This window comes from Streptomyces sp. NPDC004539, from assembly GCF_040610055.1.
Taxonomy (GTDB): Bacteria; Actinomycetota; Actinomycetes; order Streptomycetales; family Streptomycetaceae; genus Streptomyces.
Map to the genome: position 1 here is coordinate 648,021 of NZ_JBEXLS010000001.1, position 24,996 is coordinate 673,016.

At 72.5% G+C, this 24,996-nt stretch carries 21 protein-coding genes; 7 read left to right on the forward strand and 14 right to left on the reverse strand.

Translation table 11 applies throughout. The features are described from left to right. The first annotated feature begins 9 nt into the window (after nt 1-9). On the forward strand, nt 10-1,542 hold the full coding sequence (locus ABZX85_RS02810) for an alpha/beta hydrolase (protein ID WP_355861924.1): 1,533 nt from the start codon (nt 10-12) through the stop codon (nt 1,540-1,542). Nucleotides 1,543-1,637: 95 nt separating this feature from the next. On the opposite strand, the gene moeZ is transcribed toward ABZX85_RS02810, so the two are convergent. From moeZ to ABZX85_RS02870, 12 genes are all read right to left on the reverse strand, one after another. Beyond that, the gene (gene moeZ, locus ABZX85_RS02815) at nt 1,638-2,816 is read right to left on the reverse strand and encodes an adenylyltransferase/sulfurtransferase MoeZ (protein WP_355861925.1); all 1,179 of its coding nucleotides are present in this window, start codon (nt 2,814-2,816) and stop codon (nt 1,638-1,640) included. Between the two features lie 63 nt (nt 2,817-2,879). After that, a complete protein-coding gene (locus tag ABZX85_RS02820; RefSeq protein WP_355861927.1) occupies nt 2,880-3,626 on the reverse strand; it encodes a spherulation-specific family 4 protein in 747 nt (248 codons plus the stop codon). After that, nucleotides 3,614-4,573 (reverse strand): NAD-dependent epimerase/dehydratase family protein, encoded by a 960-nt coding sequence (locus tag ABZX85_RS02825; RefSeq protein ID WP_355861929.1) that lies wholly within the window; start codon nt 4,571-4,573, stop codon nt 3,614-3,616. The genes ABZX85_RS02820 and ABZX85_RS02825 overlap by 13 nt, the downstream gene beginning before the upstream one ends. A 408-nt stretch (nt 4,574-4,981) precedes the next feature. Continuing rightward, nucleotides 4,982-6,259 (reverse strand): hypothetical protein, encoded by a 1,278-nt coding sequence (locus ABZX85_RS02830; protein WP_355861931.1) that lies wholly within the window; start codon nt 6,257-6,259, stop codon nt 4,982-4,984. Further along, complete coding sequence (locus ABZX85_RS02835) at nt 6,256-7,974, reverse strand: glycosyltransferase (protein WP_355861933.1); 1,719 nt, start codon at nt 7,972-7,974, stop codon at nt 6,256-6,258. Before ABZX85_RS02835 ends, ABZX85_RS02830 begins: the two co-directional genes overlap by 4 nt. A 265-nt stretch (nt 7,975-8,239) precedes the next feature. Further along, nucleotides 8,240-9,832, reverse strand: a complete 1,593-nt coding sequence (locus ABZX85_RS02840) for an ABC transporter ATP-binding protein (RefSeq protein WP_355861935.1) — start codon at nt 9,830-9,832, stop codon at nt 8,240-8,242. Continuing rightward, complete coding sequence (locus tag ABZX85_RS02845) at nt 9,829-10,827, reverse strand: ABC transporter permease (protein WP_355861937.1); 999 nt, start codon at nt 10,825-10,827, stop codon at nt 9,829-9,831. Before ABZX85_RS02845 ends, ABZX85_RS02840 begins: the two co-directional genes overlap by 4 nt. After that, complete coding sequence (locus ABZX85_RS02850; RefSeq protein ID WP_355861939.1) at nt 10,824-11,840, reverse strand: ABC transporter permease; 1,017 nt, start codon at nt 11,838-11,840, stop codon at nt 10,824-10,826. The genes ABZX85_RS02845 and ABZX85_RS02850 overlap by 4 nt, the downstream gene beginning before the upstream one ends. A gap of 36 nt (nt 11,841-11,876) precedes the next feature. Beyond that, nucleotides 11,877-13,595 (reverse strand): ABC transporter substrate-binding protein, encoded by a 1,719-nt coding sequence (locus ABZX85_RS02855; RefSeq protein ID WP_355861941.1) that lies wholly within the window; start codon nt 13,593-13,595, stop codon nt 11,877-11,879. Between the two features lie 254 nt (nt 13,596-13,849). Further along, the gene (locus ABZX85_RS02860; protein ID WP_355861943.1) at nt 13,850-13,942 is read right to left on the reverse strand and encodes an Ms4533A family Cys-rich leader peptide; all 93 of its coding nucleotides are present in this window, start codon (nt 13,940-13,942) and stop codon (nt 13,850-13,852) included. A 57-nt stretch (nt 13,943-13,999) separates the two neighbouring features. Further along, nucleotides 14,000-15,526: a DUF3152 domain-containing protein gene (locus ABZX85_RS02865; protein WP_355861945.1), complete on the reverse strand. Its 1,527-nt coding sequence runs from the start codon at nt 15,524-15,526 to the stop codon at nt 14,000-14,002. A gap of 5 nt (nt 15,527-15,531) precedes the next feature. Next, nucleotides 15,532-16,515, reverse strand: coding sequence for an alpha/beta hydrolase (locus ABZX85_RS02870; RefSeq protein WP_355861947.1), 984 nt, complete (start codon nt 16,513-16,515; stop codon nt 15,532-15,534). 214 nt (nt 16,516-16,729) lie between these two features. Between ABZX85_RS02870 and ABZX85_RS02875 the strand changes: the two genes are divergently transcribed. From ABZX85_RS02875 to ABZX85_RS02890, 4 genes are all read left to right on the forward strand, one after another. Continuing rightward, nucleotides 16,730-16,939, forward strand: coding sequence for a hypothetical protein (locus tag ABZX85_RS02875; protein WP_355861949.1), 210 nt, complete (start codon nt 16,730-16,732; stop codon nt 16,937-16,939). Nucleotides 16,940-17,142: 203 nt separating this feature from the next. After that, entirely contained in the window at nt 17,143-17,799 is a 657-nt protein-coding gene (locus tag ABZX85_RS02880; protein WP_355861951.1) for a TetR/AcrR family transcriptional regulator, read from the forward strand. A 145-nt stretch (nt 17,800-17,944) separates the two neighbouring features. Further along, nucleotides 17,945-18,169: a DUF3107 domain-containing protein gene (locus tag ABZX85_RS02885; protein ID WP_010350493.1), complete on the forward strand. Its 225-nt coding sequence runs from the start codon at nt 17,945-17,947 to the stop codon at nt 18,167-18,169. A gap of 168 nt (nt 18,170-18,337) precedes the next feature. After that, on the forward strand, nt 18,338-18,607 hold the full coding sequence (locus ABZX85_RS02890; RefSeq protein WP_355861953.1) for a hypothetical protein: 270 nt from the start codon (nt 18,338-18,340) through the stop codon (nt 18,605-18,607). Between the two features lie 147 nt (nt 18,608-18,754). Here the strand turns inward: ABZX85_RS02890 and ABZX85_RS02895 are convergent, their stop codons facing one another. After that, a complete protein-coding gene (locus ABZX85_RS02895; RefSeq protein ID WP_355861955.1) occupies nt 18,755-19,507 on the reverse strand; it encodes a ferritin-like fold-containing protein in 753 nt (250 codons plus the stop codon). 516 nt (nt 19,508-20,023) lie between these two features. On the opposite strand from ABZX85_RS02895, the gene ABZX85_RS02900 reads away from it, so the two are divergent. Beyond that, nucleotides 20,024-22,870: a DEAD/DEAH box helicase gene (locus tag ABZX85_RS02900; protein ID WP_355861957.1), complete on the forward strand. Its 2,847-nt coding sequence runs from the start codon at nt 20,024-20,026 to the stop codon at nt 22,868-22,870. Nucleotides 22,871-23,066: 196 nt separating this feature from the next. Then, nucleotides 23,067-23,957 carry an alpha/beta hydrolase gene (locus tag ABZX85_RS02905; protein ID WP_355861959.1) on the forward strand — a complete coding sequence of 297 codons (891 nt, stop codon included), beginning with the start codon at nt 23,067-23,069 and terminating at the stop codon, nt 23,955-23,957. Here the strand turns inward: ABZX85_RS02905 and ABZX85_RS02910 are convergent, their stop codons facing one another. Next, nucleotides 23,958-24,851 carry an NYN domain-containing protein gene (locus tag ABZX85_RS02910; protein WP_355861961.1) on the reverse strand — a complete coding sequence of 298 codons (894 nt, stop codon included), beginning with the start codon at nt 24,849-24,851 and terminating at the stop codon, nt 23,958-23,960. Between the last annotated feature and the right edge of the window lie 145 nt (nt 24,852-24,996).

Sequence of the window (24,996 nt, forward strand, 5' to 3'; positions counted from 1 at the left end):
GGGTGCGCGATGGCGCGATTCGTACGGTGGGCCGCGTGGGGCGCGATCGCGGCTCTGGTGGTGGCCGGGTGCAGCGGCGGCTCGAAGGACGAGACGGACGACGGGGGGAAGGCGACGGCGCCGGACAGCCCCGCGGCGTCGTCCGGACCGCCCGCCTCGCTGACGGGGCAGAAGCTCGACTGGGGCCGCTGCGAGGGGAGTTCGGCGCGGGGCTCCGGGTGGCAGTGCGCGACGCTGAAGACGCCGCTGGACTGGTCGAAGCCCGAGGGGCGGACGATCGACGTGGCGCTGGTGCGGGCGAGGTCGAGCGGTTCGGGGAGCGAGCGGCTCGGGTCGCTGCTGTTCAACTTCGGCGGTCCGGGCGGCTCGGGCGTCGACACCCTGCCGTCGTTCGCCCCGGGGTACGGCACGCTGCGCGAGCGCTACGACCTGGTGAGCTTCGACCCGCGCGGGGTGGGCCGCAGCGAGGGCGTGCGCTGCCGGAGCGACAAGGAGATCGCCGCCGCCGAGACGCTGGACGCCACACCGGACACCCCGGCCGAGGAGCGGGCCTACTTCCAGGACGCCGACAGCTTCGGCCAGGGCTGCGAGAAGGCCGCCGGCGAACTGCTGTCCCACGTCTCGACGACCGACACGGCCCGCGACATGGACCTGATGCGCCAGGTCCTGGGCGACACGCGGCTGAACTACTTCGGCATCTCGTACGGCACGGAACTGGGCGGCGTCTACGCGCACCTGTTCCCGAAGAACGTGGGACGGCTCGTGCTGGACGCGGTGGTGGACCCGACCGCCGGCGCCGTGGGCCACGCCCGCAACCAGGCCGAGGGCTTCCAGCGGGCGCTCGACAACTACCTGAAGTCGACCGGCCAGGACCCCGAGAAGGGCACCCGGAAGATCGCGGACCTGCTGGAGCGGCTGGACGCGAACCCGCTCCCGGCGTCCTCCGGCCGCAGACTCACCCAGACGCTCGCCGTCATCGGCATCGTCCTCCCGCTGTACAGCGAGGCGAGCTGGCCGAGCCTCACCAGCGCCCTGAAGGAGGCCGAGGAGGGCGACGGCTCGGGCCTGCTGGTACTCGCGGACACCTACAACGAGCGGGATTCCTCGGGCGGTTACGGCACGACGTCGCACTCCCAGCGGGTCATCTCGTGTCTGGACGACAAGCAGCGCCCGACGGCCGACGAGACCCGCGAGATCCTCCCGGAGTTCGAGAAGATCTCCCCGGTCTTCGGCCCCTACCTCGCCTGGGACACGGCCGGCTGGTGCCACGACTGGCCGGTGAAGGGCCAGTACGACACCCCGCGGGTCAGCGCACCGGGAGCGGCCCCGATCCTGCTGGTCGGCAACACCGGCGACCCGGCGACGCCGTACGAGGGCGCCCGCAAGATGGCCGACGGCCTCGGCGAGGACGTCGGCGTCCTGCTCACCTGGAAGGGCGAGGGCCACGGCGCGTACGGCAGCGGCAGCGACTGCGTGGACTCGACGGTGGACGCCTACCTGATCGACGGGAAGGTCCCGCAGGACGGAAAGGTCTGCTCATGACGGCGGCGGGGGCCTCCCCCACGCGTGGTGGGCGAGACCCCCGCCGAAGCTCCCGCCGGAACGCCCGTCGGGAAGACCTCCGCCGGGCAGCGGCCTCAGTAGACGGGCTTGTGCGGTTCGATCTGGTTGACCCAGCCGATGACCCCGCCGCCGACGTGGACGGCGTCGGCGAAGCCCGCGGACTTCAGGACGGCGAGGACTTCCGCACTGCGGACACCCGTCTTGCAGTGCAAGACGATCTTCTTGTCCTGGGGCAGCGACTCCAGGGCGGTGCCGAGGAGGAACTCGTTCTTCGGGATCAGCTTGGCGCCCGGGATGGAGACGATCTCGTACTCGTTCTGCTCGCGGACGTCGATGATCTCGATGTTCTCGCCCTCGTCGATCCACTCCTTGAGCTGCTTCGCGGTGATCGTCGAGCCGAGGGCGGCCTCCTGGGCCTCCTCGGAGACGACGCCGCAGAACGCCTCGTAGTCGATGAGTTCGGTGACCGTCGGGTTCTCGCCGCACACCGCGCAGTCCGGGTCCTTGCGGACCTTGACCTGGCGGTACTGCATCTCCAGGGCGTCGTAGATCATCAGCCGGCCGACGAGGGGCTCACCGGTGCCGGTGAGGACCTTGATGGCCTCGGTGACCTGGATGGAGCCGATGGACGCGCACAGCACGCCCAGGACGCCGCCCTCGGCGCAGGAGGGGACCATGCCCGGCGGCGGGGGCTCCGGGTACAGGCAGCGGTAGCAGGGGCCGTACTCGGACCAGAAGACCGACGCCTGGCCGTCGAAGCGGTAGATGGAACCCCATACGTACGGCTTGTTGAGCAGCACGCACGCGTCGTTGACCAGGTAACGGGTCGCGAAGTTGTCGGTGCCGTCGACGATCAGGTCGTACTGGCTGAAGATGTCCATCACGTTCTCGGCTTCGAGCCGTTCCTCGTGGAGGATCACGTTCACGTACGGGTTGATGCCGAGGACGGAGTCGCGCGCGGACGCCGCCTTGGAGCGGCCGATGTCGGCCTGGCTGTGGATGATCTGCCGCTGGAGGTTGGACTCGTCGACCTCGTCGAACTCGACGATGCCCAGCGTGCCGACACCTGCCGCGGCCAGGTACATCAGCGCCGGCGAGCCCAGGCCGCCGGCGCCGACACAGAGCACCTTCGCGTTCTTCAGCCGCTTCTGCCCGGCCATCCCCACGTCGGGGATGATCAGGTGGCGGGAGTACCTGCGGACCTCGTCTACGGTGAGCTCGGCGGCCGGCTCGACCAGGGGTGGCAGCGACACGGGGACTCCGTTGGTCGGTCAATCACTACAGTTGTTCTCCCTGCAACACTGCCACGCGTTTCTTCATTCCGAGACACCTGTTCCGATCCGCGAGACGATCTCGTCCCAGTAGCCGGGCAGGGTCTCCCAGGGGTCGTCCCGGCCGCCCCGGTCGGAACGGTCGGTGAACCAGATGGTCGCCGCGCCCTGCCAGCGGGCGACCCGCAGCGCCTCGTCGAGATGCGTCCGGGGCACGCCGTGCACGAAGTGGCAGAAGCGCTCCGGAGGATGCTCGGCCGTCCACTCCGCCACCTGCGACCACCGGTAGTCGCTCCAGGGCCCGGCGAAGGTCACCAGCTGGTCGCCGTGCTCGGCGTACCCGGGGTGCGGGTGGATGCCGTGGCCGAGGACGAGGTGGGCGTCGTCGGCGAACTCGCGCAGCGCGGTGGCCGTCAGTCCGGTGCCGGCGAGTTCGGCGCGCCCGGCGGGACAGCGGTCCAGGAGGAAGCCGTCGACCCGGTACCAACTGGCGTAGCGGCCCGCGTCGTCGAGGAGTTCACCCCGCGCGCGGGCGCCGTACGCGGCGTCGAGACGGCCCAGGACGCGGACGCCCGCGTTGCGCAGCCGACCGGCGGCCTCCAGGCAGTGCGGGTCGGGGCGGACCCCGGGCCCGCCGGCGACGTCGAGGACGACCCAGTGCAACGGCGTCCCCGGGCGGGCGAGTTCGCCCCACTCCCCCGGCGCGAGCAGCGGATGCGCGAACCCGGGGACGCCGAAACCGGTGCGCACCCCGGTGCTGGCCCCCGTGCTCGCCCCGGTCACATGCGGCACGCGGCCTCCATCCAGATGTCCGCCAGGGACTCCTCCAGGTTGATCCGGGGCCGCCAGCCGAGCCGGTCGCGCGCGGTGCGCACGTCGGCCTGCTGCCAGCCCCCGCAGCCGTCCGGGTACGGGTACGCGACCGGGGCGGCGGGGTCGTGCTCGTGCCGGGGGTGGCCGATGGCCGCCCGCATCGGCCCCGGGGGAACGTCGAGTTCGTGCAGCGCGCCCGCGTACCCGGCCACCCGCGCGAGGGTCGCGGCGGCGTCCCGCAGCCGCACCGCGCGGCCGGAGCCGATGTTGATGACGCCCTGCGCGGCCGACAGCGCGGCGGCGTGGACCGCGCGGGCGACGTCCCGGACGTCGACGAAGTCGCGCTGCGCGCCGAGCCCCGCGAGCTTCAGCTCGCCGTCGCCGGCCTGCATCGCGCGGCGCATGGCCTCCGCGAGGCGGCCCAGCGGCGAGCCCGCCGGGGTGCCGGGGCCGGCCGGGGAGAACACCCGCAGGACGACCGCGTCCAGGCCCGAGCCGAGGACGAGTTCCGTCGCGGCGAGCTTGCTCACGCCGTACGGCCCGCCGGGGCGCGGGACGGCGTCCTCGGCGGTCGACGAGCCGGGCTGGCTCGGCCCGTACTCCGCGCCGCAGCCGATCTGCACGAGCCGCGCGCCGCAGCCGCTGCGCCGCAGCGCCTCGCAGACCGTGGCGACGGCGACCGTGTTGTGCCGGATCAGGTCCTTCGCGCCGCCGCGCGTGGCGCCCGCGCAGTTGATGACGACCTGGGGGTGGACGGCGTCCAGGAAGCGCGTCAGCGCCCCGGGGCTGCCGGACGCGAGGTCGAACCGCACGTCGGCGTCGTCCCCGCGCCCGAGGGCGGTGAGCTGGGCCGCCGGGTCGGCGAGCAGCCGGTCGGCGACGAACCGGCCGAGGTATCCGTTGGCTCCGATCAGCAGCACCCTCATCGCGCCGCCCCCGGGAAGTGCAGGGCGGCACGGGTCGCGCCGGGTCGAGGCGTGGTCATCTGGTCTCTCCTTCGGGGGTGGTGCGGTTGCCCGCGGCGGGGTGGTGGGGCGCGCTCGCCACGCGCGTGGGGGGCGGCCGACGGGGGCCGTGCGCGGGGGCGGGGCGCCGTCCGGCCGTCCTGACACGGCCGGCACCGGCGCGGCCGTAGGAGGGGGCGGTGGGCGGCATCGGCTTCGGGCGCGCGGTGGGGCGGCAGGGGGTGCCGGAGAGCCCTCCGCGCGCGGCAGGGCCGTACGAGGGGCGAGCGGGTGCTTCGTGCAGGCGCGCGGGGGCGCGGTGCCGCGGCGGGCCGGGGTGCTGTTCGGGGGACGTGGTGCGGCCTGCGTGTCGCGCTCCCGGGCAGACGCTCAGCACGGCTGGTCCGTACGGGCGTGGGCCGAGGCTCTGGTGAGGGTGCGGGCCGTGTGGGCGAGCAGGGTGAGGGCGGCGCCGGTGGCGGCCAGGGCGGGGACCGCGGCGGGGCCCCAGGCGGTCACCAGGGTGTCGACGGGGGCGGACAGGGCGTCGCAGCCGGGGAGGCGCGCGGCGAGGACGGAGGCGGGGGCGAGCGCCTCGACGGCCGCCGCGGCGGACAGGACGGCCGCTGGGGCGTGGGTGAAGCCGTGGACGGTGAGGAGGCGGGCCAGGAACAGGAGCAGGCCGAGGGGGACGGCGCGCGCGTATGCGGCGGGTTCGCCGAGCAGCGCGCCGCACAGCGCGGCCAGGGCGACGAGCGCGGCCGTGTACAGCGCGACGGTGGCGGCCAGCAGCGGTCGTACGGCTCGGGCGAAGTCCGTGAGGCCCCGGCTGCCGTGGAGGCGGTGGTCCGCGCGGGTGGCAAGGAAGTGGGCGCAGTACGCGGCGGGCGCGCAGGCCAGGGCGAGGGTCAGCAGGGGGGCGGCGGTGAGCGGCCAGGGGGCGTCCGGGGTGAGTCCGGGCGGCCCGTCGGGTCCCCCGCCGACGGCCCCGGCGAGGAGTCCGTCGCCGACGGCGGCGTACAGCAGGAGCCAGCAGGTCGCCGAGACGGCCCGGTGGGGCACCGGGCGCGGGCGCCGGCGCGGGCTGAGCGGTCCGTGGCGGAGTACGGCGCGCAGCGCGAGGGCGACGGCGAGGACGCCCGCGCCGAGGACGGCCTGCCGGGAGGTGCCGGACGTGTGGTGCAGCCCGGCGACGGTGGCGGCGCACAGGGCGCCCGGGAGGAGGCTCAGCGCCATCCGCGCGGGCCGGGCGTTCGAGACCAAGCGCTTGGAAGGCGCCTGCTCTGTCGAAGTCGAAGGCCCCTCCCCCGCCCGTTCTCTCGGCACGCGCGCGTACATCTCCTCGGCGAGCGAGAAGACGTCCCGGTGGCGGAAGCGCGCGGCGGCCCGGTCGGTGAGCCCGTGCGACTCCAGGCCGGCGGCGATCTCCAGGGGGTCCACCGCCCGCTCGCACAGCTCCCGGTGGCGGTGCATCAGGGCCTTCACGGGGTCGACGCCGGTACGGCGCACCCCCACCGCCCCGCCACCGGCCCCGACGCCGGTCCCGGGCTCGCGGGCACTGTCCCCGCCCTCGCCCGGCACCCGCCCGGCCCACTCCAGCGACCGTTCGTCCCACGCCCCCGGGCTCCCCGGCGTCCCCGGCAGATCGATCCCCTCCACCCCGCTCACCGGACCCCCTCCACCACCGGAACAGCCGCTCCCCCGGACCCCCCGGAACCAGAACCCGCTCCCAGCGGCGCACCACCGCCCCCGACCCGAGCCCTCCCGAACACGACACCCCCACGCCCCCCACCGGAACCCACGGCCACCCCGTCCCCCGCCGTCGCCCACCCCGGCACCCGGCGCCCCGCCCACCGCCCCGCGAGATGCGCCTCCGCGGGCGTCCCGAACGGCAGCGGCTCACCGTCCGCGCCGACCACCACACGCCGCACGGGACACCGGGACACGACGTCCAGATAGATCGCGTCGAACGCCGCGACGTTCTGCTCGACGGTGAACAGCTCCAGCGCACGCGCGCGCGCCGCCGCCCCCAGGCGCGCACGGCGCTCGGGGTCGCGCAGGAGCGCCACGCACGCCTCGGCGAGCGCCCGCGGATTGCGCGGCGGGACGACGAGCCCGGTGCCGCCTATCGCCTCGACGACGGCGCCGACGTCGGTGGAGACGGTGGCGCGCCCGCAGAGCATGGCCTCGACGAGCCCGTCGGGGAACCCTTCGACGAGGCTGGAGAGGACGACGACCGCGCCAGCCGCGTACGCCTCGGCGGCGCCGGGGAGTTCGGGTCCGCCGAGCTCCTCGAAGGAGACGGGGTTGTCGCCGACGTCGTAGGAGCCGGCGGCCTCGTCGGGGAAGAGCTGGGCGGCCAGCGCGCGGCAGTGGCCGAGGTAGGCGGCGCCCTCGGCGTCGGCGGGCGTGCCGACGACGCGCAGCCGGGTGCCGGGCTCCTGGCGGCGGATCTCGGCGAAGGCGTGCAGGAGGGAGACGAGGTCCTTGTCGGGTTCGACGCGGCCGACCCAGACGACGGTGCGGGGGTCGGCGGTGTCGGGGGCCTCGCCGACCTCGGCGAAGGGGCCGGCGTCGAGGCCGGGGTGGACGGTGCGCAGCCGGGCGGGGTCGGCGCCGCAGCGCTCCTGCCAGCGGCGCGCGTGCGCGTTGCCGGGGGTGATCCGGGCGGCCCCCCGGTAGACCTCGGTGGCGAGCCGTCCGTGGAAGGCGGCGAGGAGGGCGCGTACGGGGGGCGCGGCGCCGTCGTGGTCCGCGCTCGCCGCGCTGTGCAGGTAGTGGGTGCGCAGCCGTACGCCGTACTCGGTGACGACGAGGGGGACTCCGAAGAAGTGCCGGGCGAGGAGCCCGGGGAGGGCCGTGGTGCCGCCCGAGGTGGCGTGGCAGAGGTCGGCGGCGCCGAGGGCGTCCTCGTCGTACCAGGGCAGCGTCAGGGGGCGCAGGGCGCGCTCCAGGCGGTCGGCGACGGTCAGCAGTTCCCGGACGCGGGCCTCGCGGGCCACCGGGCGGGCGCCGGGCGCGCGACAGGCGCGTTCCAGGGCGCGTACGGCCCGTTCGGAGCGGAGCGCGCCGGGGAGTCCGCCGGTGTCGCGGGCGAGGTCGGCGAGTGCGTACAGCGCGTTGCCGAAACGGTCCGCCTCAGTGGTGGCGGGGGATGCGGAGCAGACGGCGGCCACCAGGTCGCCGTACGCCTCCTGGAAGCGCCTGCGGGCGCGGCGGCCGTGGACGATGCCCTGATCGGCAGGGTCGGCGTGGTCGGCGCGGGGGAGCTGGTAAATGTCGAACCGGTGCTGCCCGAGCCCGCGCACGAGCCGGTCGCACCAGAGTCCGGCGTCACCGCTCACATACGGATGGCCACCCTCCGTCAGCAGTCCGATGCGCACGAGCGCACCCCCGATCTCCCGTTCAGGGAGCCGTCGTTGACCCGACGGCTCGCAGCGGGAAGAACGTATGCGGACAAGGCGGTGGTGCGATGGACGGTTGTCCGTCGCACCACCAAAAGGGGTGAACGGTCGTAACTTTCCCGTGCGGGTCGCGTTCTGTCGCGCTAAGGGATCAGACGGTCACCGAACGGCGGGCCGAAAATCACATGAAAGCGCCCCGGGAGGGCCGCTTCGGAAAACGGCACCCCGGGGCGCTCGGTCGGACTCAGGCCGCGGCCAGCTCCCGCCGTTCGGCCCTCCGGCGGGCGGCGACCCCCGGATCGAGCGCCGGTACGGCCGCCAGGAGCTGCTTGGTGTAGTCCTCGCGCGGCGTGTCGTACACCTCGTCGGCGGGCCCCTCCTCGACGATCCGGCCGCCGCGCATGACGGCGACGCGGTCGCTGACCTGGCGGACGACGGCGAGGTCGTGGGCGATGAAGACGAGCGCGAGGCCGAGTTCGCGCTGGAGCTCGCCCAGGAGGGCGACGACCTGCGCCTGGGTGGTCACGTCGAGCGCGGAGACCGGCTCGTCGCAGACGATCACCCGGGGGGCGGCGGCGAGCGCGCGGGCGATGCCGACGCGCTGGCGCTGGCCGCCGCTGAACTCGTGCGGGTAGCGGTCGTAGTGGGCCGCTTCGAGGCCGACGCGCTCCAGGAGTTCGCCCACGCGCGCGTGGATGCGCTTCTCGTCCCTCTCGCCCCGGGCGCGCAGCGGGTCGGCGATCGACTCGCCCACGCTGCGGCGGGGGTTGAGGGAGGAGACGGGGTCCTGGAAGACCATCTGGACGGAGGGGTCCACGCGCGTGTGCGCGTGTCCGTCGTAGCGGATCTCGCCGGCCGTGGGCTTCAGGAGGCCCACCAGCATGCGCCCCAGGGTGGTCTTGCCGCTACCGCTCTCGCCGACGACACCGAGGGTCTCGCCCCGGCGGACCGTCAGGGAGACGTCGTCGACGGCCCGGAACGCCCTCCTGCCGCGCCCGAACTCGCGCCGCAGTCCGGTGGCTTCGAGGACGACGTCGTCGGTCGCCTGGGAGGCCGTGCGGCGCACGTCCACGCGCGGAACGGCGCCGAGCAGCTCGCGCGTGTAGGCGTCCTTCGGAGCGCTCAGGACGTCCGCCGTGGGGCCGTGCTCGACGAGCCTGCCGTGGCGCATGACGAGGACGTCGTCGACGCTCTCCGCGGCCACGCCGACGTCGTGGGTGACCAGCAGGAGGCCCATGCCGGTCTCCTCGCGCAGCGCGTGCAGCAGGTCGAGGATCTGGGCCTGGACGGTGACGTCGAGGGCCGTGGTGGGCTCGTCGGCGATCAGGAGGTCCGGTTCGCAGGCGAGCGCCATCGCGATGAGCGCGCGCTGGCGCATGCCGCCGCTGAACTCGTGCGGGCGCGAGCGGGCCCGGCGGGCCGCGTCCGGGATGCCGACCCGGTCGAGGACCTCGACGGCACGCGCGCGTGCGGCACGCTTCGCCGCGCGCGTGTGCACCCGGTACACCTCGGCGATCTGGTCGCCGATCGCGTAGTACGGGTCGAGGGACGACAGCGGGTCCTGGAAGACCATCGCCGCCTTCCCGCCGCGCAGCCGCCTGAGCTCGTCGTCCGGGGCGTCCTGGACGGCGGTCCCGGCGACGGTGACGGAGCCGCTCACGCGCGCTCCTGTGCCCCTGTGCAGGCCCAGGAGTGCCGAGGCGACCGTGGACTTCCCGGAGCCGGACTCGCCGACGAGGGCGAGCGCCCCGCCCTCCGCGAGGGTGAAGGAGAGGCTGTCGACGGCCTTCAGGGCGCCGAACTCGACCGTGAGGCCGCTGACTTCCACGAGGCTCACGCGAGCACCACCCGTCGGTCGGCCACCGCGTACAGGACGTCCGCGACGGCGTTGGCGAGGACCACGAAGAACCCGATGACCAGGACCATGCCGACGACGACCGGGAGGTCGACGACGCTGACCGCGTGGACCAGCTCCTGGCCGATGCCGGGCAGTCCGAACAGCGTCTCGATGAGGACGGCGCCGCCGACCGCGCCGCCGAAGTCGTTGGCGTTGAGGGCGATGACCGGGGCGAGCGCGCCGCGCAGGGCGTGCCGTCCGATGATCGACCGCTCGCCGACGCCGTAGGCGCGGAAGGTGCGGATGTGGTCCTCGGCGAGGGTCTCCAGCATCGACGTCCGGGTGAGGCGCGCGAAGTAGGCGGCCTCGGCGAGCGCGAGGGTGAACCAGGGCAGGAGGAGGTTCCACGCCCACTGTTCGGGGTTGTCGGAGAAGTTGACGTACTGCGGGAACGGCAGCAGTTCGAGCTGCCCGCAGACGATGATCATCAGCAGCAGGCCGATGACGAACACCGGCATGGCGATCCCGGCGAGGGTGACGCCGGTCAGCGCGCGCTCGGTGAACCGGCCGCGCCGCCACACCGACAGCACGCCCGTGCCGACGCCCAGGATCAGCCACAGGACCATCGCGCCGAACACCAGCGACAGGCTGACCGGGAGCTTGCCGAGGATCGTCTCGGTGACCTGCTGGCCGGTCTGGTACGACATGCCGAGGCAGGGCGCCGAGCAGTGCTCGACGGAGGTGCCGGTCGAGTAGTCGTGGCCGACGACGATGCCCTGGAGGAAGTCCCAGTAGCGCAGGTACAGCGGGTCGTCGAGCTTGAGCTGCTCGGCGACCTGGCGGACCTGTTCCGGCGAGCAGCGCGGGCCGCAGGTGATCTGGGCGACGTTGCCGGGGGTGACGTAGAAGACCACGTAGATGATCGCCGAGAGGGCGATCAGCGTGAGGACGACGCCGACCGCGCGGCGCAGGAGGAATCCGGCGAGGCCGTTCACTTCGCGGCCTCCTTCGGGGTCTCGGCCTTCGTCTCCTGTTTGCGGCCCGTGCCGACGCGCAGGCGCGACGCCGCGCGCGGGTCGAGGGCGGTGCGTACGCCGTCGGCGAGGACCGTGAGGGCCAGCACCGTGACGAACAGGGCGCCCGCGGGCAGCAGGAGGTACTGCGGGGCCGTCTGGTACCAGACGTTGGCGGAGGTGAGCATCTGTCCCCAGGACGGGGTGGGCGGTTTGACGCCGACGCCGAGGAACGACAGGGCGGCCTCGATGGCGATGTTGGCGGGCGCCATCAGCGCGGCGTACGTGATGACCGGAGCGGCGAGCCCGGGGAGCAGCTCGCGGTGGGCGATGCGCCAGGTGGGCCAGCCGCTGAGCCGGGCGGCGGACACGTAGTCGCGCTCCTTGAGGCTGAGCGTCTGCGCGCGGGCGATCTTCCCGATCGTCCCCCAGGCGACGAACCCGATGACGAGCGCGACGAGCACGGGGCGCGGGAAGCTCGCGGGGACGACGGCCAGCAGCGCGAGCGCCATGATGATCAGCGGCATCGCGACGATGATGTCCGTGATCCGGCTCAACAGTTGATCAACCCATCGGTTGCCGAGCGCGGCCGTGACGCCGACGACGACACCGAGGGCGACCTGGACGACGGTCGCCGCGAGCGCGACCCCCAGGGAGACGCGGGCGCCGTAGACCAGGCGCGCGAAGAGGTCGCGGCCGGTCTGCGGTTCGACGCCGAGCCAGTGGTCGGCGCTGATGCCGCCGAAGGACCCGAGGGGCACGCCGCCGCGCGCCGAGTCCACCAGGTCGGGGTGGTAGGTGGTGGGGTCCTGGCCCTCCAGCGCGGTGAGGAGGGGCGCGGCGAGCGCGACCAGGACGAGGAGGGCGACGACGGCCGCCGCGACCATGGCGGCACGCTGCGTGCGCAGCCGTCGCCAGAACTGACGGGCACCGGAGGCCCCCGGGACGGCGGTGTCCGTCCCGGGGGCCTCGGTGGCGTGGGGTGCCTGACTCATGTTGATTACTTGATCGCCATTGAGTGGGTGTGTCGACTACTTGACCGCGACCTGGGAGATGTCCAGGACACCCGTCCAGTCGCTGATGACGACGTTCTTGATGTCCTTGCCGTACAACCGCTTGTAGACGGGGTGGAACAGCGGGACGGTCAGCGCCTGCTCGCCGATCTTCTTGTCGAGGGCGCCCCAGCGCTTGGCGGCGGCGTCGAGGTCGGTCAGCTTGTTGATCGCGTCGATCTCGTCGTTGACCGACTTGTCGTCCAGCTGGGCGTAGTTGTAGTTCGCGCCGTCCTTGACGATCTGGCGGCCGTCGAAGATCGGGGCGAGGAAGGGACCGCCGGAGGGCCAGTCGGCACCCCAGTGGGCGAGGAAGAAGCCCGGCTCGGTCTTCACGTTCTGGATCGTGTCGGAGTAGTCGTTGTCTTCGAGACCCTGGAGCTTGACCGTGATGCCGGCCTTCTTGAGCGCGTCCTGGAGCGCGGTCGCGATCTCCGGGCCGGTCTCGAAGTTCTTCTCGTTGGAATGCGTCAGCGTGAGGGTCAGCCCGTTCGGGTAGCCCGCCTCCTTCAGCAGTTCCTTGGCCTTCGCGGCGTTGCCGGTCGCACCGGCCGGGAACAGGTCGTACGGCGTGTAGCCGAAGGACTTCTGGTTCGGCAGGTATGTGGTGGCGGGCTCGGCGAGCGCGGAGCCGCCGGCCGCGTTGACCACGGAGGAGCGGTCGACGGCGTAGGAGATCGCCTGGCGCACCTTCGGGTTGTCGAACGGCTTCACCTTCGGGTTGAAGGCGATGTAGTTCGTGTAGCCGAAGTGACCGGTGCCGACGCGCGAGGCGAGGCTCTTGTCGCCGGTCACCTTCGCCAGCTCGGCCGGGCCGAGGTTGGTGTCCGTGGTGACGGCGGCGGCGTCCGTCCCCTGGGACGCGGACAGCCGCTGGTTGATCACCGCGGAGTCGAGGCCGGAGCGTACGTCGATCTTGTCCGGGTACGCCTTGCGCTCGGCGTCCGTGGCGGCCGACCAGTTGGCGTTGCGGTCCAGGACGACGTGCTCGCCGTTGTTCTCGTTGGTGACGACCTTGTAGGGGCCGGACGAGACGGGGTGCTCGGCGTACTTGGTGCCGGTGTCCTTGGCCTTCGGGACCGGCGCGAACTGGGTCTGCGTGGCCAGGAAGGGGAACTCGCCCTCGGGCTTGTTCAGGTGGAAGACGATGGTCCGCGCGTCCGGCGTCTCGATCGCCGAGAGGCCCTTGGGGTCCTTGTAGGGGCCCTGGTAGTCGGCGGCGCCGACCAGCCAGTCCCGCAGGTAGGGGGCGCCGCCGGAGAGCTCGGGGGCGAAGGAGCGCTCGATGCCGTACTTGATGTCGGCGGTCGTGATCGCGGTGCCGTCCTCGTACTTGAGGCCCTCCTTGAGGGTGTACGTCCACACGGTCGCGTCCTTGTTGGGGCGGCCGGTGTCGGTGGCGAGGTCTGGGACGACCTTCGCGCCCTCGGCGCCGTTCTCGCGGTTGCGGGTGGTGAGCGTGCGGAACAGGAGGGAGGGCACGTTCCCGCCGCCGGAGGTGTAGAGGCGGGCCGGGTCGAGGTTTTTCTGCGGGTTCGAGTTGAGCACCGACAGGGTGCCGCCCTTGTGGGGCGTGGCGTCGCCGCCGGAGTCCTTGGCGCCGTTGTCCTCCGGCCCGCAGGCGGCGACACCCGCTGCCACGACCAGGCTGACGGACGCCGCGGCCACGCGGCGGGCTTTGACGGACGGTTGACGCATCGGTGGGGGCCTCTCGATTGACCGGACCGGTTGGGTTGACCGGGCTGAGTGGGTTGACTGTGGGGTTGATTCAGTTGACCGACTTGATCCGGTCGCCCCACATCTCGACAGTCGTCCCGGAATGCGAGACGGATTGACGAGGAGTGAGACGATCACGGACAGACGTCTGCCCCGGCGGCGGAGAGTCGAAAAGACGTGACCCGGGTCACGGGATAAGGCGGGTGATCCGACGCGCGCACGCATGAGGGCGGGCGTCAGCAACAGTCGATGTCGGCTACGCAGAGCGCGGTCACGCCGATGAGCGCGAGCTCGATGGCTGCGCCGGCGACGACATGACTAGACCACATGGGCAGAAATATGAACGAAAATCGGTGCGCATGTCAACGTGACTTATGAGCCGTTTGTCAACTGGCCGGGTACGCCCAGGGATTGGGCAGGCAGTGAATCCCCTGGTGGTCCAGGAACTTCGTCTGCTGCTGCATGACGGGGGCCAGCTCGCCGTTCTTGTCGCATGTCACATGCCCGTAGCCCAGCCGGTGGCCCACCTCGTGGTTGATCAGCATCTGCCGGTACGCGTACATCTTGTCGCCGTACGTCTTCGAGCCCTGGGCCCAGCGGTAGGCGTTGATCATGACGCGCGGGGTGGCGGCGGAGTCGCAGGACACGTTGTCCTGCGTGGTGTCCAGGCCGGATTTGTCGCACCAGAAGGCGGTCGTGCCGGGGCTCGCGAGCGTGATGACGAAATCCGGTGTGCCGCTGAAGATCCGCTCGAAGGTACGGGCCCCGTTGTGCGCCCAGCTCCGGTTGTCGTTGAGGGTCTTCTGCACGGCCTGCGCGAACAGCCCGCCGTCCAGTCCGATCCCCTGCTCGACGTCCACCCGGTACGTGTACTTCCGGCCTTTCCCGGGCGCCTTGTCGACGCCCGGTACCGCGTCGAACTTCCCCGAGCCCTTGAAGTCGGCGGCCAGCGGGTACTTCACGCTCATCCGGTCGTCGTACGACAGCGGCTTGACGTCCGCCGGCACCGAGGGGCTCGGCAGGACGCCCCCCGCGGTGCCCGCTTCCGTGTTCGCCTCCGCCGAGCGCTCGCCCTGCGCCTGGGTGCGGGACGTGTCGTCGCCCCGGTCGTCGGTGGTGACCTGTCCGGCGACGACCACGGCGAGGACGGTGGTGACGGCAGCGGCGGCGATGCCGGTGAAGGCGCGGCCCTTGGTGTTCTTCTGCCGGGCCGGGGTCTCGGGGTCGACTTGATCGTCGTGATCGCCGGGGTTGACCGGCTGCACGGACTTGATCGATGTCGACGGGTGGTCGATACCGCGATCAACACCGTCACGTCGGTCCAGCTGGTCGATGAGATCGACGTCCATGTGGACGGCCGTGTCCATACGACCGGCCGAGTCCATGCGAGCGGCCGACTCCCCGAACGCGTCCAGATACTCCTGCCGCGGTCCACCCGATCCACCCGGCCCACCCGGCACGCCCCCGGCACGCGGCCTGGGCACGACAGGCGGACGCCCCCCGGACTCGCCGAACGCCCCCCAGCCGCCCCCGGCCTCATGCTGCTCGGGATGCCCCCCGCGCACCGACGGGAACCCGTAGGCGGGCGTGCCGTCGAGCTGAGGAAAACCGTGCGGAGGCGTCCCCGGGACGGCCCCGCCGTACGGCGCCCCGTTGCCCCGATAGGGCCCGGTGGACGGCGAACCGCTCTCGTACCAGGACGCCTCGGTGTTCCGACTGGGCAGCGGAGGCCGCTCCCCGCCGCCCGGCACGCCCCCGGAACCGGCACCCCCCGTGAAGCCACCCCCACCGGAGGCACTCCCGCTGGAGGCGCCCCCACCAGAGGCACCCCCCGAAGACCCCGCCCCCTGAGAAGGCACCGCCCCCTTCTTCGCCGGTTTCGGCGCGGGCCCTCGTCGGCTGTGACGCCCCACCCGCCTCAGCTCCCCGAACCCGTGTCGGTGCCCGCGCGGTCCGTCGACGCGAGGAGGTCGCGGAAGGCGGCGGCGACGGTGTCCGGGTACTCCATCATCGCGACGTGCCCGGCGTCGGGCAGCGACAGCAGCCGGGAGTCCCGGAAGGCGCGCTCGGCCCGCCGCGCCATGCGATAGCCGACGAGCTGGTCCCGGGCGCCGTAGATCAGCAGGGTGGGCGCGAGGACCCGGGCGGCCTGGCGCCACATGTTGTGCTGGCCGCCGAGGGTGTAGGAGTTGACGAGCCCGCGCGCGGAGCGCGTCATCGCGTCCCAGAAGTACGGCAGCCTCAGCCGCCGCTCCATCTCCTCGACGGCGGCCTGGAACCCTTCCGGGCTCACGCGCGCGGGATCGCCGTAACAGAGCGCCGTGACGCCCCGGACGCGGTCCTCCGGCGTCCAGTCGCGGCTGATCCGGGCGAACAGCGCGGTCACCCCGGGCACCGCGAGCAGCCCCGTCGGGACGGCGGTGCGCTGGACGCGGATCTCCGGGAGGGCCGGCGAGACCAGCGTGAGCGTGCGGACCAGATCGGGGCGGACGGCCGCGACGCGCGTGGAGACCGCGCCGCCCAGGGAGTTGCCGAACAGGTGGACCGGGCCGCGCCCCGAGGCGTCGAGGAGGTGGATCACCGCGCGCGCGTGCGCCGAGATCGAGTAGTTGCCGTCGTCCGGGGGCGGGGAGTCGCCGAACCCGGACAGGTCGACGGCCTCGCTGTCGACGACGCCGTCCAGGCGCTCCATCAGCTCCGACCAGTTCTGCGAGGAACCGCCCAGGCCATGGACGTACAGCGCCGGAGGCAGCCCCTCGCGCGCGGGAGGCCGGGAACGGACCGAGAGCGTCGCTCCGGGGAGCCGCACCGACCTCAGGCGCTCGCCTTCCGCGACCCGGACGGGCAACACCTTCGGAAAGGCGTTGACGGGCGGCGGAGTTGGCACCTCGGTCGAAGACATGCGGCAATGTTACGAGACGATCACACTCGCGTTCACGCTATCCGCATCACAGAAGGCGTGACAGAACGCACAGCGGGAGGGTGGAACCGGACAGGTGCGAACACGATCGGTCGACAGGCGTCGTCCGCACCTGCCGCACCCGCGTGGCATGGCATCAGCGAACGACGTCTCCTAGGCTCGAGAACGACCGGACCCCAGTGGAGGGAGACCCGTCATGGCCATCGATCCCACCGATCCCGACAGCTTCGAGCACGGCGGACAGACCGACGTCGAGGCACCGGAGAACGACACGGCCGAGCAGCGGACGGAGCTCACCCCGGACGGCGACGACCCCCTGGAGGACGTCGACCCGGCCCACGGCGCCGAGGCGGACCTCCTGGAGCAGGCCCGGGTGGTCGCCCTGGACGAGGACGACTACCGCTGAGAGGGGCGCGCGGCCGACCGCGAGCGCCTCGTATGCCCGGAACGTGCCGGGCCGAAACCCCGCACGTCACTTCTGCGCGGCTTTTCCCACCGCCCGGTCCGTGAAATTCTGCGCTCGCACCGCGCACACCACGATTACCGAAAAGTACGATGGCCGCGCGGCCAGCTACAGCACACCGCATGTGGACGACTTTTGGAGGCGGCGTGACAGCCATCGAGCAGACCGAGGCCACGCGCCCGCGAGGCACGCGCCTGCCGCGCCGTGCCCGGCGGAACCAGTTGCTGGGCGCCGCCCAGGAAGTGTTCGTGGCGCAGGGCTACCACTCGGCCGCCATGGACGACATCGCCGAGCGCGCGGGCGTCAGCAAGCCCGTGCTCTACCAGCACTTCCCCGGCAAGCTCGACCTCTACCTCGCGCTCCTCGACCAGCACTGCGAGGCCCTGATCCAGGCCGTGCGCACGGCTCTGGCGTCGACGACGGACAACAAGCAGCGCGTGCGCGCGACGATGGACGCGTACTTCGCGTACGTCCAGGACGAGGGCGGCGCCTTCCGGCTGGTCTTCGAGTCGGACCTGACGAACGAACCCGCGGTGCGCGAGCGCGTCGACAAGGTGACCAACGACTGCGCCGAGGCGATCTGCGACGTCATCGCCGAGGACACGGGCCTGTCCCGGGCGGAGTCGATGCTGCTGGCCTCCGGCCTCGGCGGGCTCGCGCAGGTCGTCGCCCGGTCCTGGCTGCACAGCGACCGCAGCGTCCCGCGCGACCAGGCGGTGCAGCTGCTGGCCTCGCTCGCCTGGCGCGGGATCGCCGGGTTCCCGATGCACGGCACCGATCAAGCGGGCGCGGACGCGCACTGACGTCACGGCTCGCGTTTTTGTTCCCGGCGGGTGTTCGCTCCTGGCGTGGGCGGCCCGCGCCGTGTCCGTCCCCTCACCGGGCTAATGTGTGCAGCGTACGGCGCGGACGCCCGCGCACCTCACTGACCGTCGGAGGGACATAGCCGTGGAGGTCAAGATCGGCGTGCAGCACGCGCCCCGCGAGATCGTTCTGGAGAGCGGTCAGAGTGCCGAGGAGGTCGAGCGGGCGGTGGCCGAGGCACTGGCGGGCCAGTCGTCGCTGCTCAGCCTCGTGGACGACCACGGGCGCAAGGTCCTGGTCCCGGCGGACCGTCTGGCCTACGTGGAGCTCGGCGAGCCGGCTCCGCGCAAGGTGGGCTTCGGCGCGTAAGGCACCCTGACACGGCAAGGGCCCGGCGACTTCACCAGTCGCCGGGCCCTTGATCGTTCCTTCACGGACGGAGCACATCTCCCTCACAGGGGAGGATTGCATTCCGCAGGTCACGGGTATGACGGCTACGACCTTGGTGCACGGGACGGCCGTACGGGAGGGACCCACATGATCCTCGAAGCGCTCGCCTCCGCGGTGCTCGGTCTCGCACTCGCGTGGGCAGCGGTCCGCCGCCTCCCGCACCGCCTCCCGACGCCCGGCCTGGTCCTCGCGACCGGCACCGCCGGCGCCCTCTTCGGCGACTTCCTCACCCACACGACCCTGGCCTCCGGCCTCCTGCTGAGCCTGCTGGGCGCGGCGGTGATGGGCACCGCATCGCTCTCCCTGCTGCTGCGCCCGTCAGCGGGACGGCTGAGGGAACGCTCGATCCCGGCGTAGAGGTCTGGATACGGACCCCTTGAAGGCGCGGCACGCGCCCTCAAGGGGCGCGGGGCTGTATCCGATCTGCGGCTCCGCCGCGTGGGCGCGAGCAACCCACCACTACCCGCAGCCGCGCAATTCCCCCGCACCACCCCGGACCTGGCGTTACGCCGCCAAGCCCAGCGCGGCCATCCGCTTCGTGTGCGCCTCGGTGATCCGCGAGAACATCCGCCCCACCTCCGCGAGATCGAACCCGTCGGCCACTCCCCCGACCAGCATGGTCGACAGGGCGTCCCGCTCGGCGACGACCCTCTGGGACTGCGACAGCGCCTCCCCCATCAGCCGCCGAGCCCACAGCGCGAGCCGTCCGCCCACGCGCGGTTCGGCCTCGATGGCGGCCCGCACCCGCTCGACGGCGAACCCGGCGTGCCCGGTGTCGTCGAGGACGGCGAGGACCAGCGCGCGGGTGTCGGAGTCGAGCCGGGCGGCCACCTCCCGATAGAAGTCGCTGGCGATCGAGTCACCGACGTACGCCTTGACGAGCCCTTCCAGCCAGTCGGAGGGCGCCGTCTGCCGGTGGAACCCGTCGAGCGCGGCGACGAACGGCTCCATGGCCTCCGTCGGCTCCGCGCCGATCTCGGTGAGCCGGTCCCGCAGCCGCTCGAAGTGGTGGAACTCGGCGGACGCCATCTTCGCCAGCTCCGCCTTGTCGGCGAGCGTCGGCGCCAGCTTCGCGTCCTCCGCGAGCCGCTCGAACGCCGCGAGCTCGCCGTAGGCCAGCGCTCCGAGGAGGTCCACGACGGCGGCCCGGTACTGCGGCTCGGTGGCGGCCCCGTCCCAGTCTTGGGCGGCGATACCGGTGTGCTCGGGGGTTTCGGCGGACTCGTTGGCGTGGTCAGACGTCGTCATGAAACGCACAATAGTCCCGCCGACCGGACGCCGTGGACCCTGATGCTTCTCAGGGTCTTGACCCTCAGGAATACGGACAGTTCTCGGGGCCGAACCCTGTGAGAACCATGACGTGACCGAATCGGCCATCACATGTGCACGATTCCGGGGTATGGTGGTAATGCGCCTGCTGGTACTTCTCCGTATCGTGCAGGCCCATGTATGAGGATGCCCGGTCGCTGGCCCGATCGGCTCCGACCCGACAGCCCTCCTGTTCTGTACGGCACATCGCGTACGGACCGTCCGGAGGGACCCTCAGCGGTACGAGCGCTAGAGCGTCGGCAGAGGTCCCGTGCCCTACGGCTGGTCCGTAAGGCCGCCGACGTCCCCCGGCACGGTCCGTCAAAGACCCCCGCGCTCGCCTCGCACCGCGTACACAGAAGAGGCAGCACCCTGACTACGACGTTCAGAGATCTCGGAATCCTTCCCGAGACCGCCGAGGCCCTCGAAGCCGTCGGCATCATCAACCCCTTCCCCATCCAGGAGATGACCCTCCCCGTCGCCCTCAGCGGCACGGACATCATCGGCCAGGCGAAGACCGGCACCGGCAAGACGCTGGGCTTCGGCCTCCCCCTCCTGGAGCGCGTCACCGTCCCCGTCGACGTCGAGGCCGGCCGCGCCGCGCCCGAGGCGCTCACCGACGCCCCGCAGGCCCTCGTCGTCGTCCCGACGCGCGAACTGTGCACGCAGGTGACGAACGACCTGCTGACGGCCGGCAAGGTCCGCAACGTCCGGGTGACCGCGATCTACGGCGGTCGCGCGTACGAGCCGCAGGTCGAGGCCCTCCGCAAGGGCGTCGACGTCGTCGTCGGCACCCCCGGGCGCCTGCTAGACCTCGCGGGCCAGAAGAAGCTCGACCTGAAGCACGTCAAGTGCCTCGTCCTCGACGAGGCCGACGAGATGCTCGACCTGGGCTTCCTGCCCGACGTCGAGAAGATCATGGACATGCTGCCGGCCCGGCGTCAGACGATGCTGTTCTCGGCGACCATGCCGGGCGCGGTCATCGGCCTCGCGCGCCGCTACATGTCCCAGCCCACGCACATCCGCGCGACCTCGCCGGACGACGAGGGCGCGACCGTCGCGAACATCAAGCAGCACGTCTACCGCGCGCACTCGATGGACAAGCCCGAGATGGTCGCCCGCATCCTCCAGGCGGAGGGCCGCGCGCTCGCGATGATCTTCTGCCGTACGAAGCGGACGGCCGCCGACATCGCGGAGCAGCTGGAGCGCCGCGGGTTCGCCTCCGGCGCGGTCCACGGCGACCTCGGCCAGGGAGCCCGCGAGCAGGCGCTGCGCGCCTTCCGCAACGGCAAGGTCGACGTCCTGGTCTGCACCGACGTCGCCGCGCGCGGCATCGACGTCGAGAACGTCACGCACGTCATCAACTACCAGTCCCCCGAGGACGAGAAGACGTACCTGCACCGCATCGGCCGCACCGGCCGCGCGGGCGCCTCGGGTACGGCGATCACGCTCGTCGACTGGGACGACATCCCGCGCTGGCAGCTCATCAACAAGGCGCTGGAGCTGGGCTTCAACGACCCGCCGGAGACGTACTCCACCTCCCCGCACCTCTTCGAGGAGCTGAGCATCCCGGCCGGCACGAAGGGTGTCCTGCCGCGTTCCGAGCGCACGCGCGCGGGGCTCGACGCCGAGGTCCTGGAGGACCTGGGCGAGCCGGGCGGCCGTGGTCGTGGTGGCCGCGGCGGTCGCGGTGACCGGGACCGCCGTGGTGGCGGGGAGCGGGATCGCCGCGGTGGGCGGGGCGAGTCCGCGGCCGTCGAGGCGGAGGCCGGTACCGAGCGTCCGTCGCGTACGCCGCGCCGCCGTCGTCGTACGCGTGGCGGGTCTCTGACGGAGCAGGGGGCGGCTCCCGCCGTCGCGCCGCAGCAGCCGCAGCCGTCCGTCGCCGAGGAGGCGGCCCCGGCCGGGCGTACGCCGCGCCGTCGCCGTCGTACGCGCGGCGGGTCGCAGGATTCGGTCGTCACTACGCCGGTGACGCCGTCCGTGGAGCAGGTGGCGCCCGCCGCTGCCGAGGAGGCCGTGACGAACGCCGAGGGGGCGGCTCAGCCCCGTCGCCGTACGCGGACCCGCCGGGGTGGCGAGCAGGCGCAGACGCCGGCGCCGGTCGTGTCGGTGGAGGCCGAGGCGGTCGTGACCCCCGTGGCCGAGCCGGTCGCCAAGGCCGCGCCGCGCCGTGCGCGGAAGGCGACGGCTGCCGTGGAGACGGCGGTCGTGGAGCCCGTCGTCGCGGAACCCGCAGCAGTGGAACCCGCTGTCGCCGAGACCGTCGAGGCGAAGCCGCGTCGGACGCGCAAGACGGCTGCCGCGAAGGCCGCCGAGGCTGTCGTGGAGCCGGCTGGTACGGCTGTCGACGCGGTGGAGGCTGTGGCGGACGCCGCTGAGGTCAAGCCGCGCCGGACGCGGAAGACCGCTGCCGCGAAGGCCGCCGAAGCCGTCGTGGAGGCTGCCGAGACGGTCGAGGCTCCGAAGCCGCGCCGGACCCGGAAGACGGCGGCGGCCAAGGCCGCCGAAGCCGCGGTCGAGGCCGTGGAGGTCGTCGAGACGGTCGAAGCGGTCGAGGCCAAACCTCGTCGCACCCGCAAGACCGCCGCCACCAAGACGGCCGCCGCGCCCGTCACCGAGGCCCCCGCCGAGGTGGAAGCCACCGAGGCCAAGCCCCGCCGCACGCGCAAGACCGCCGCCACCAAGGCCGCCGAAGCCACAGTGGACACGGCCGAGGCTGTCGAGACGATCGAGGTCGCCAAGCCGCGCCGCACCCGCAAGGCCGCCGCTCCGGCGGAGGTCGCCGTGGAGACGGCCGAGGGTGCCGAGGCCCCGAAGCCGCGTCGCACGCGGAAGACGGCGGCGGCCAAGGCCGCCGAAGCCGCGGTCGAGGCCGTGGACGTCGTCGAGACGGTCGAAGCGGTCGACGCGGTCGAGGCGCCCAAGCCCCGCCGCACCCGCAAGACCGCCGCCACCAAGACGGCCGCCGCGCCCGTCACCGAGGCCCCCGCCGAGGTGGAGACCGCCGAGGCCAAGCCCCGCCGCACGCGCAAGACCGCCGCCACCAAGGCCGCCGAAGCCGCAGTGGACACGGCCGAGGCTGTCGAGACGGTCGAGGTCGCCAAGCCGCGCCGCACCCGTAAGACGGCGGCCCCCTCCGAGGCCCCGGCCGCGCCGGTCGAGGCCGCCGAGGAGCCCAAGCCTCGCCGTCGTACGACCCGGAAGGCGGCCACCGCGGCCGAGATCCCGGCGCAGGCGACGGAGGAGCCGGCGGCGAAGCCGCGTCGGACCCGTAAGACGGCCGCCGCCGCGGAGCCCACGGACGGCTGAGCAGCACCGAACGACGCCGACGGCCCGGTCTCCCCTCACGGGGTGGCCGGGCCGTCGGCGTTCCCCTGAAAGCCCCCCGCACGCCACGCCGCACCGACATCCCCACACCTCACCCGCACCCCCGCACCCTCACATCCCCGCAGCTCAACCCACCCCCCACTCCTCCCCCACCCCACCCCCCGGTTACCCTCCCCACGTGAGCTTCCCCCTTCCCCCCGCCGCCCGAGCCGTCGTCCTCCGTACGCGGCGTGGTGACTTCGCGGCGGTCGACACGCCCGTCGCCCCGGCCGTCCCCCACCGGGGTGTGGCCCTGCTGCTGCCCGGGTTCACCGGCAGCAAGGAGGATTTCCACTTCCTCCAGGGGCCGTTGGCGCGGCGGGGGTATCGGACGATCGCCGTGGACGGTCGGGGGCAGTACCAGTCGGACGGCCCCGAGGCGGACGAATCCCCCTACGCGCAGGGCGAGTTGGCGAAGGACGTGCTCGCGCTGGCGGAGTCCGTGGGGGCACCGCTGCATCTGCTGGGCCACTCGATGGGCGGGCAGGTCGCGCGGGCGGCGGTGATCGTGGACCGCACCCCGTTCCGCAGCCTGACGTTGATGTCGTCGGGCCCGGCGGAGATCTCGGACTCGCAGAAGCAGCGTGTGCGGATGCTGCACGAGGCGCTGGCGGTGATGAGCATGGCGGAGGTGTGGGAGGTGATCGTCGCCATGGGGCCGCCGGAGGACGTCGGTGGACCGGCGAAGGGTTTCGGGACACCGGAGTCGATGCGTGACCGGTGGACGGGCCACAAGCCCGCGCAACTCCTCGCCACGGGACGCCAGTTGTGCGGGGAACCGGACCGCGTGGCCGAACTGGCCGACGTGGCGCTGCCGTTCCACGTGCTGTCGGGGTCGAGCGACGACACCTGGCCGCTGCCCCTGCTGGACGAGATGGCCGTACGGCTCTCCGCGCGGCGGACGGTGATCGAGGGGGCGGACCACTCCCCGAACCAGGACCAGCCGCTCCCCACCGCCGAGGCACTGGCGGATTTCTGGGACGCGCAAGACGCGCAGGACGCGCAGAAGGACGACCGAACGAGCGGGTGACTAGTACTGCGTCTGGACGTGGTCCCAGAACCCGTCCCGCAGCGCCCGCCGCAGATCCGCCTGCCCCCGCAGCGAGTACTGCAATATCCCCTCGGCCTCGACCAGCAGATCCTGGTCGACGGAGCCCGGCAGATACGGATGCCCCGGCAGGAGTTCCGCCAGGTTCGCCCGCCCCCGCTCCACCAGCCACTTCGCCGCGATCTGGGCGCCGACGAAGCGGACGTCCTCGCGGGTGGGGCGGGTCGCGGCGGCCTCGTAGGTGGCGGCGGACCGCCGGGAGACGTACGGCTTGAAGAATTCGAGGTCCAGCGTGCGCTGGCTGTCGACCTCCCACAGCAGCGGCTCCGCCTGGTTGCGGCCGTCGGGTGCCTCGATGCCCCAGAGGTGGACGCGCGCGCCGTAGCCCTGGGCCGCCTCGACCGCCGAGACGAGGTCCTCGTCGCCGCCGAGGAGGGCCGCGTCGCTGATCGCCCGGTGGCGGGCGAGGGATTCGAGGTCCGTGCGGATGAGGGAGTCGACGCCCTTCTGCTGGTTGTTCGCGTTGAGGTTGCCCAAGCGAACCTTGACGTCGGGAAGCTCCGCGATCGACTGCTGTTCGGCGGTGTGGATACGGCGTCTGGCGCCGTCGTACCAGTAGACCCTGAGGAGTCTGCTGTCCGCGAAGACCTGGCGGGCCCGGTCGATGAGCGCCTCCAGGAGGCCCTCGGCGTCGAGATCGAAGGCCCGGCGGTCCTCGGTACCGGCGATCAGCCGGCCGGCGGCGGCGTAGAGGTACCCCGCGTCGACGAAGATCGCGTGCGTCGAGGGGGTCTTCGCCACCTCGGCGAGGACCCGTCTGAGCAGGTCGTTCGTGTGGTCGATGCGGTCCGCGAGGGGCCTGAGGTCGTCACTCATCCTCCCCATTGTCCCGCCGGTCACGCAGCGAACACAACCGATCCCGTTCAGTCTTCGCTACTGCTTGGTAGTTAGACGTTCGAAAAATTTCTTTAGCGTAGGGAATGTTCGTAACACGAGCCACGTTGACTCCCTGTGTAACAGC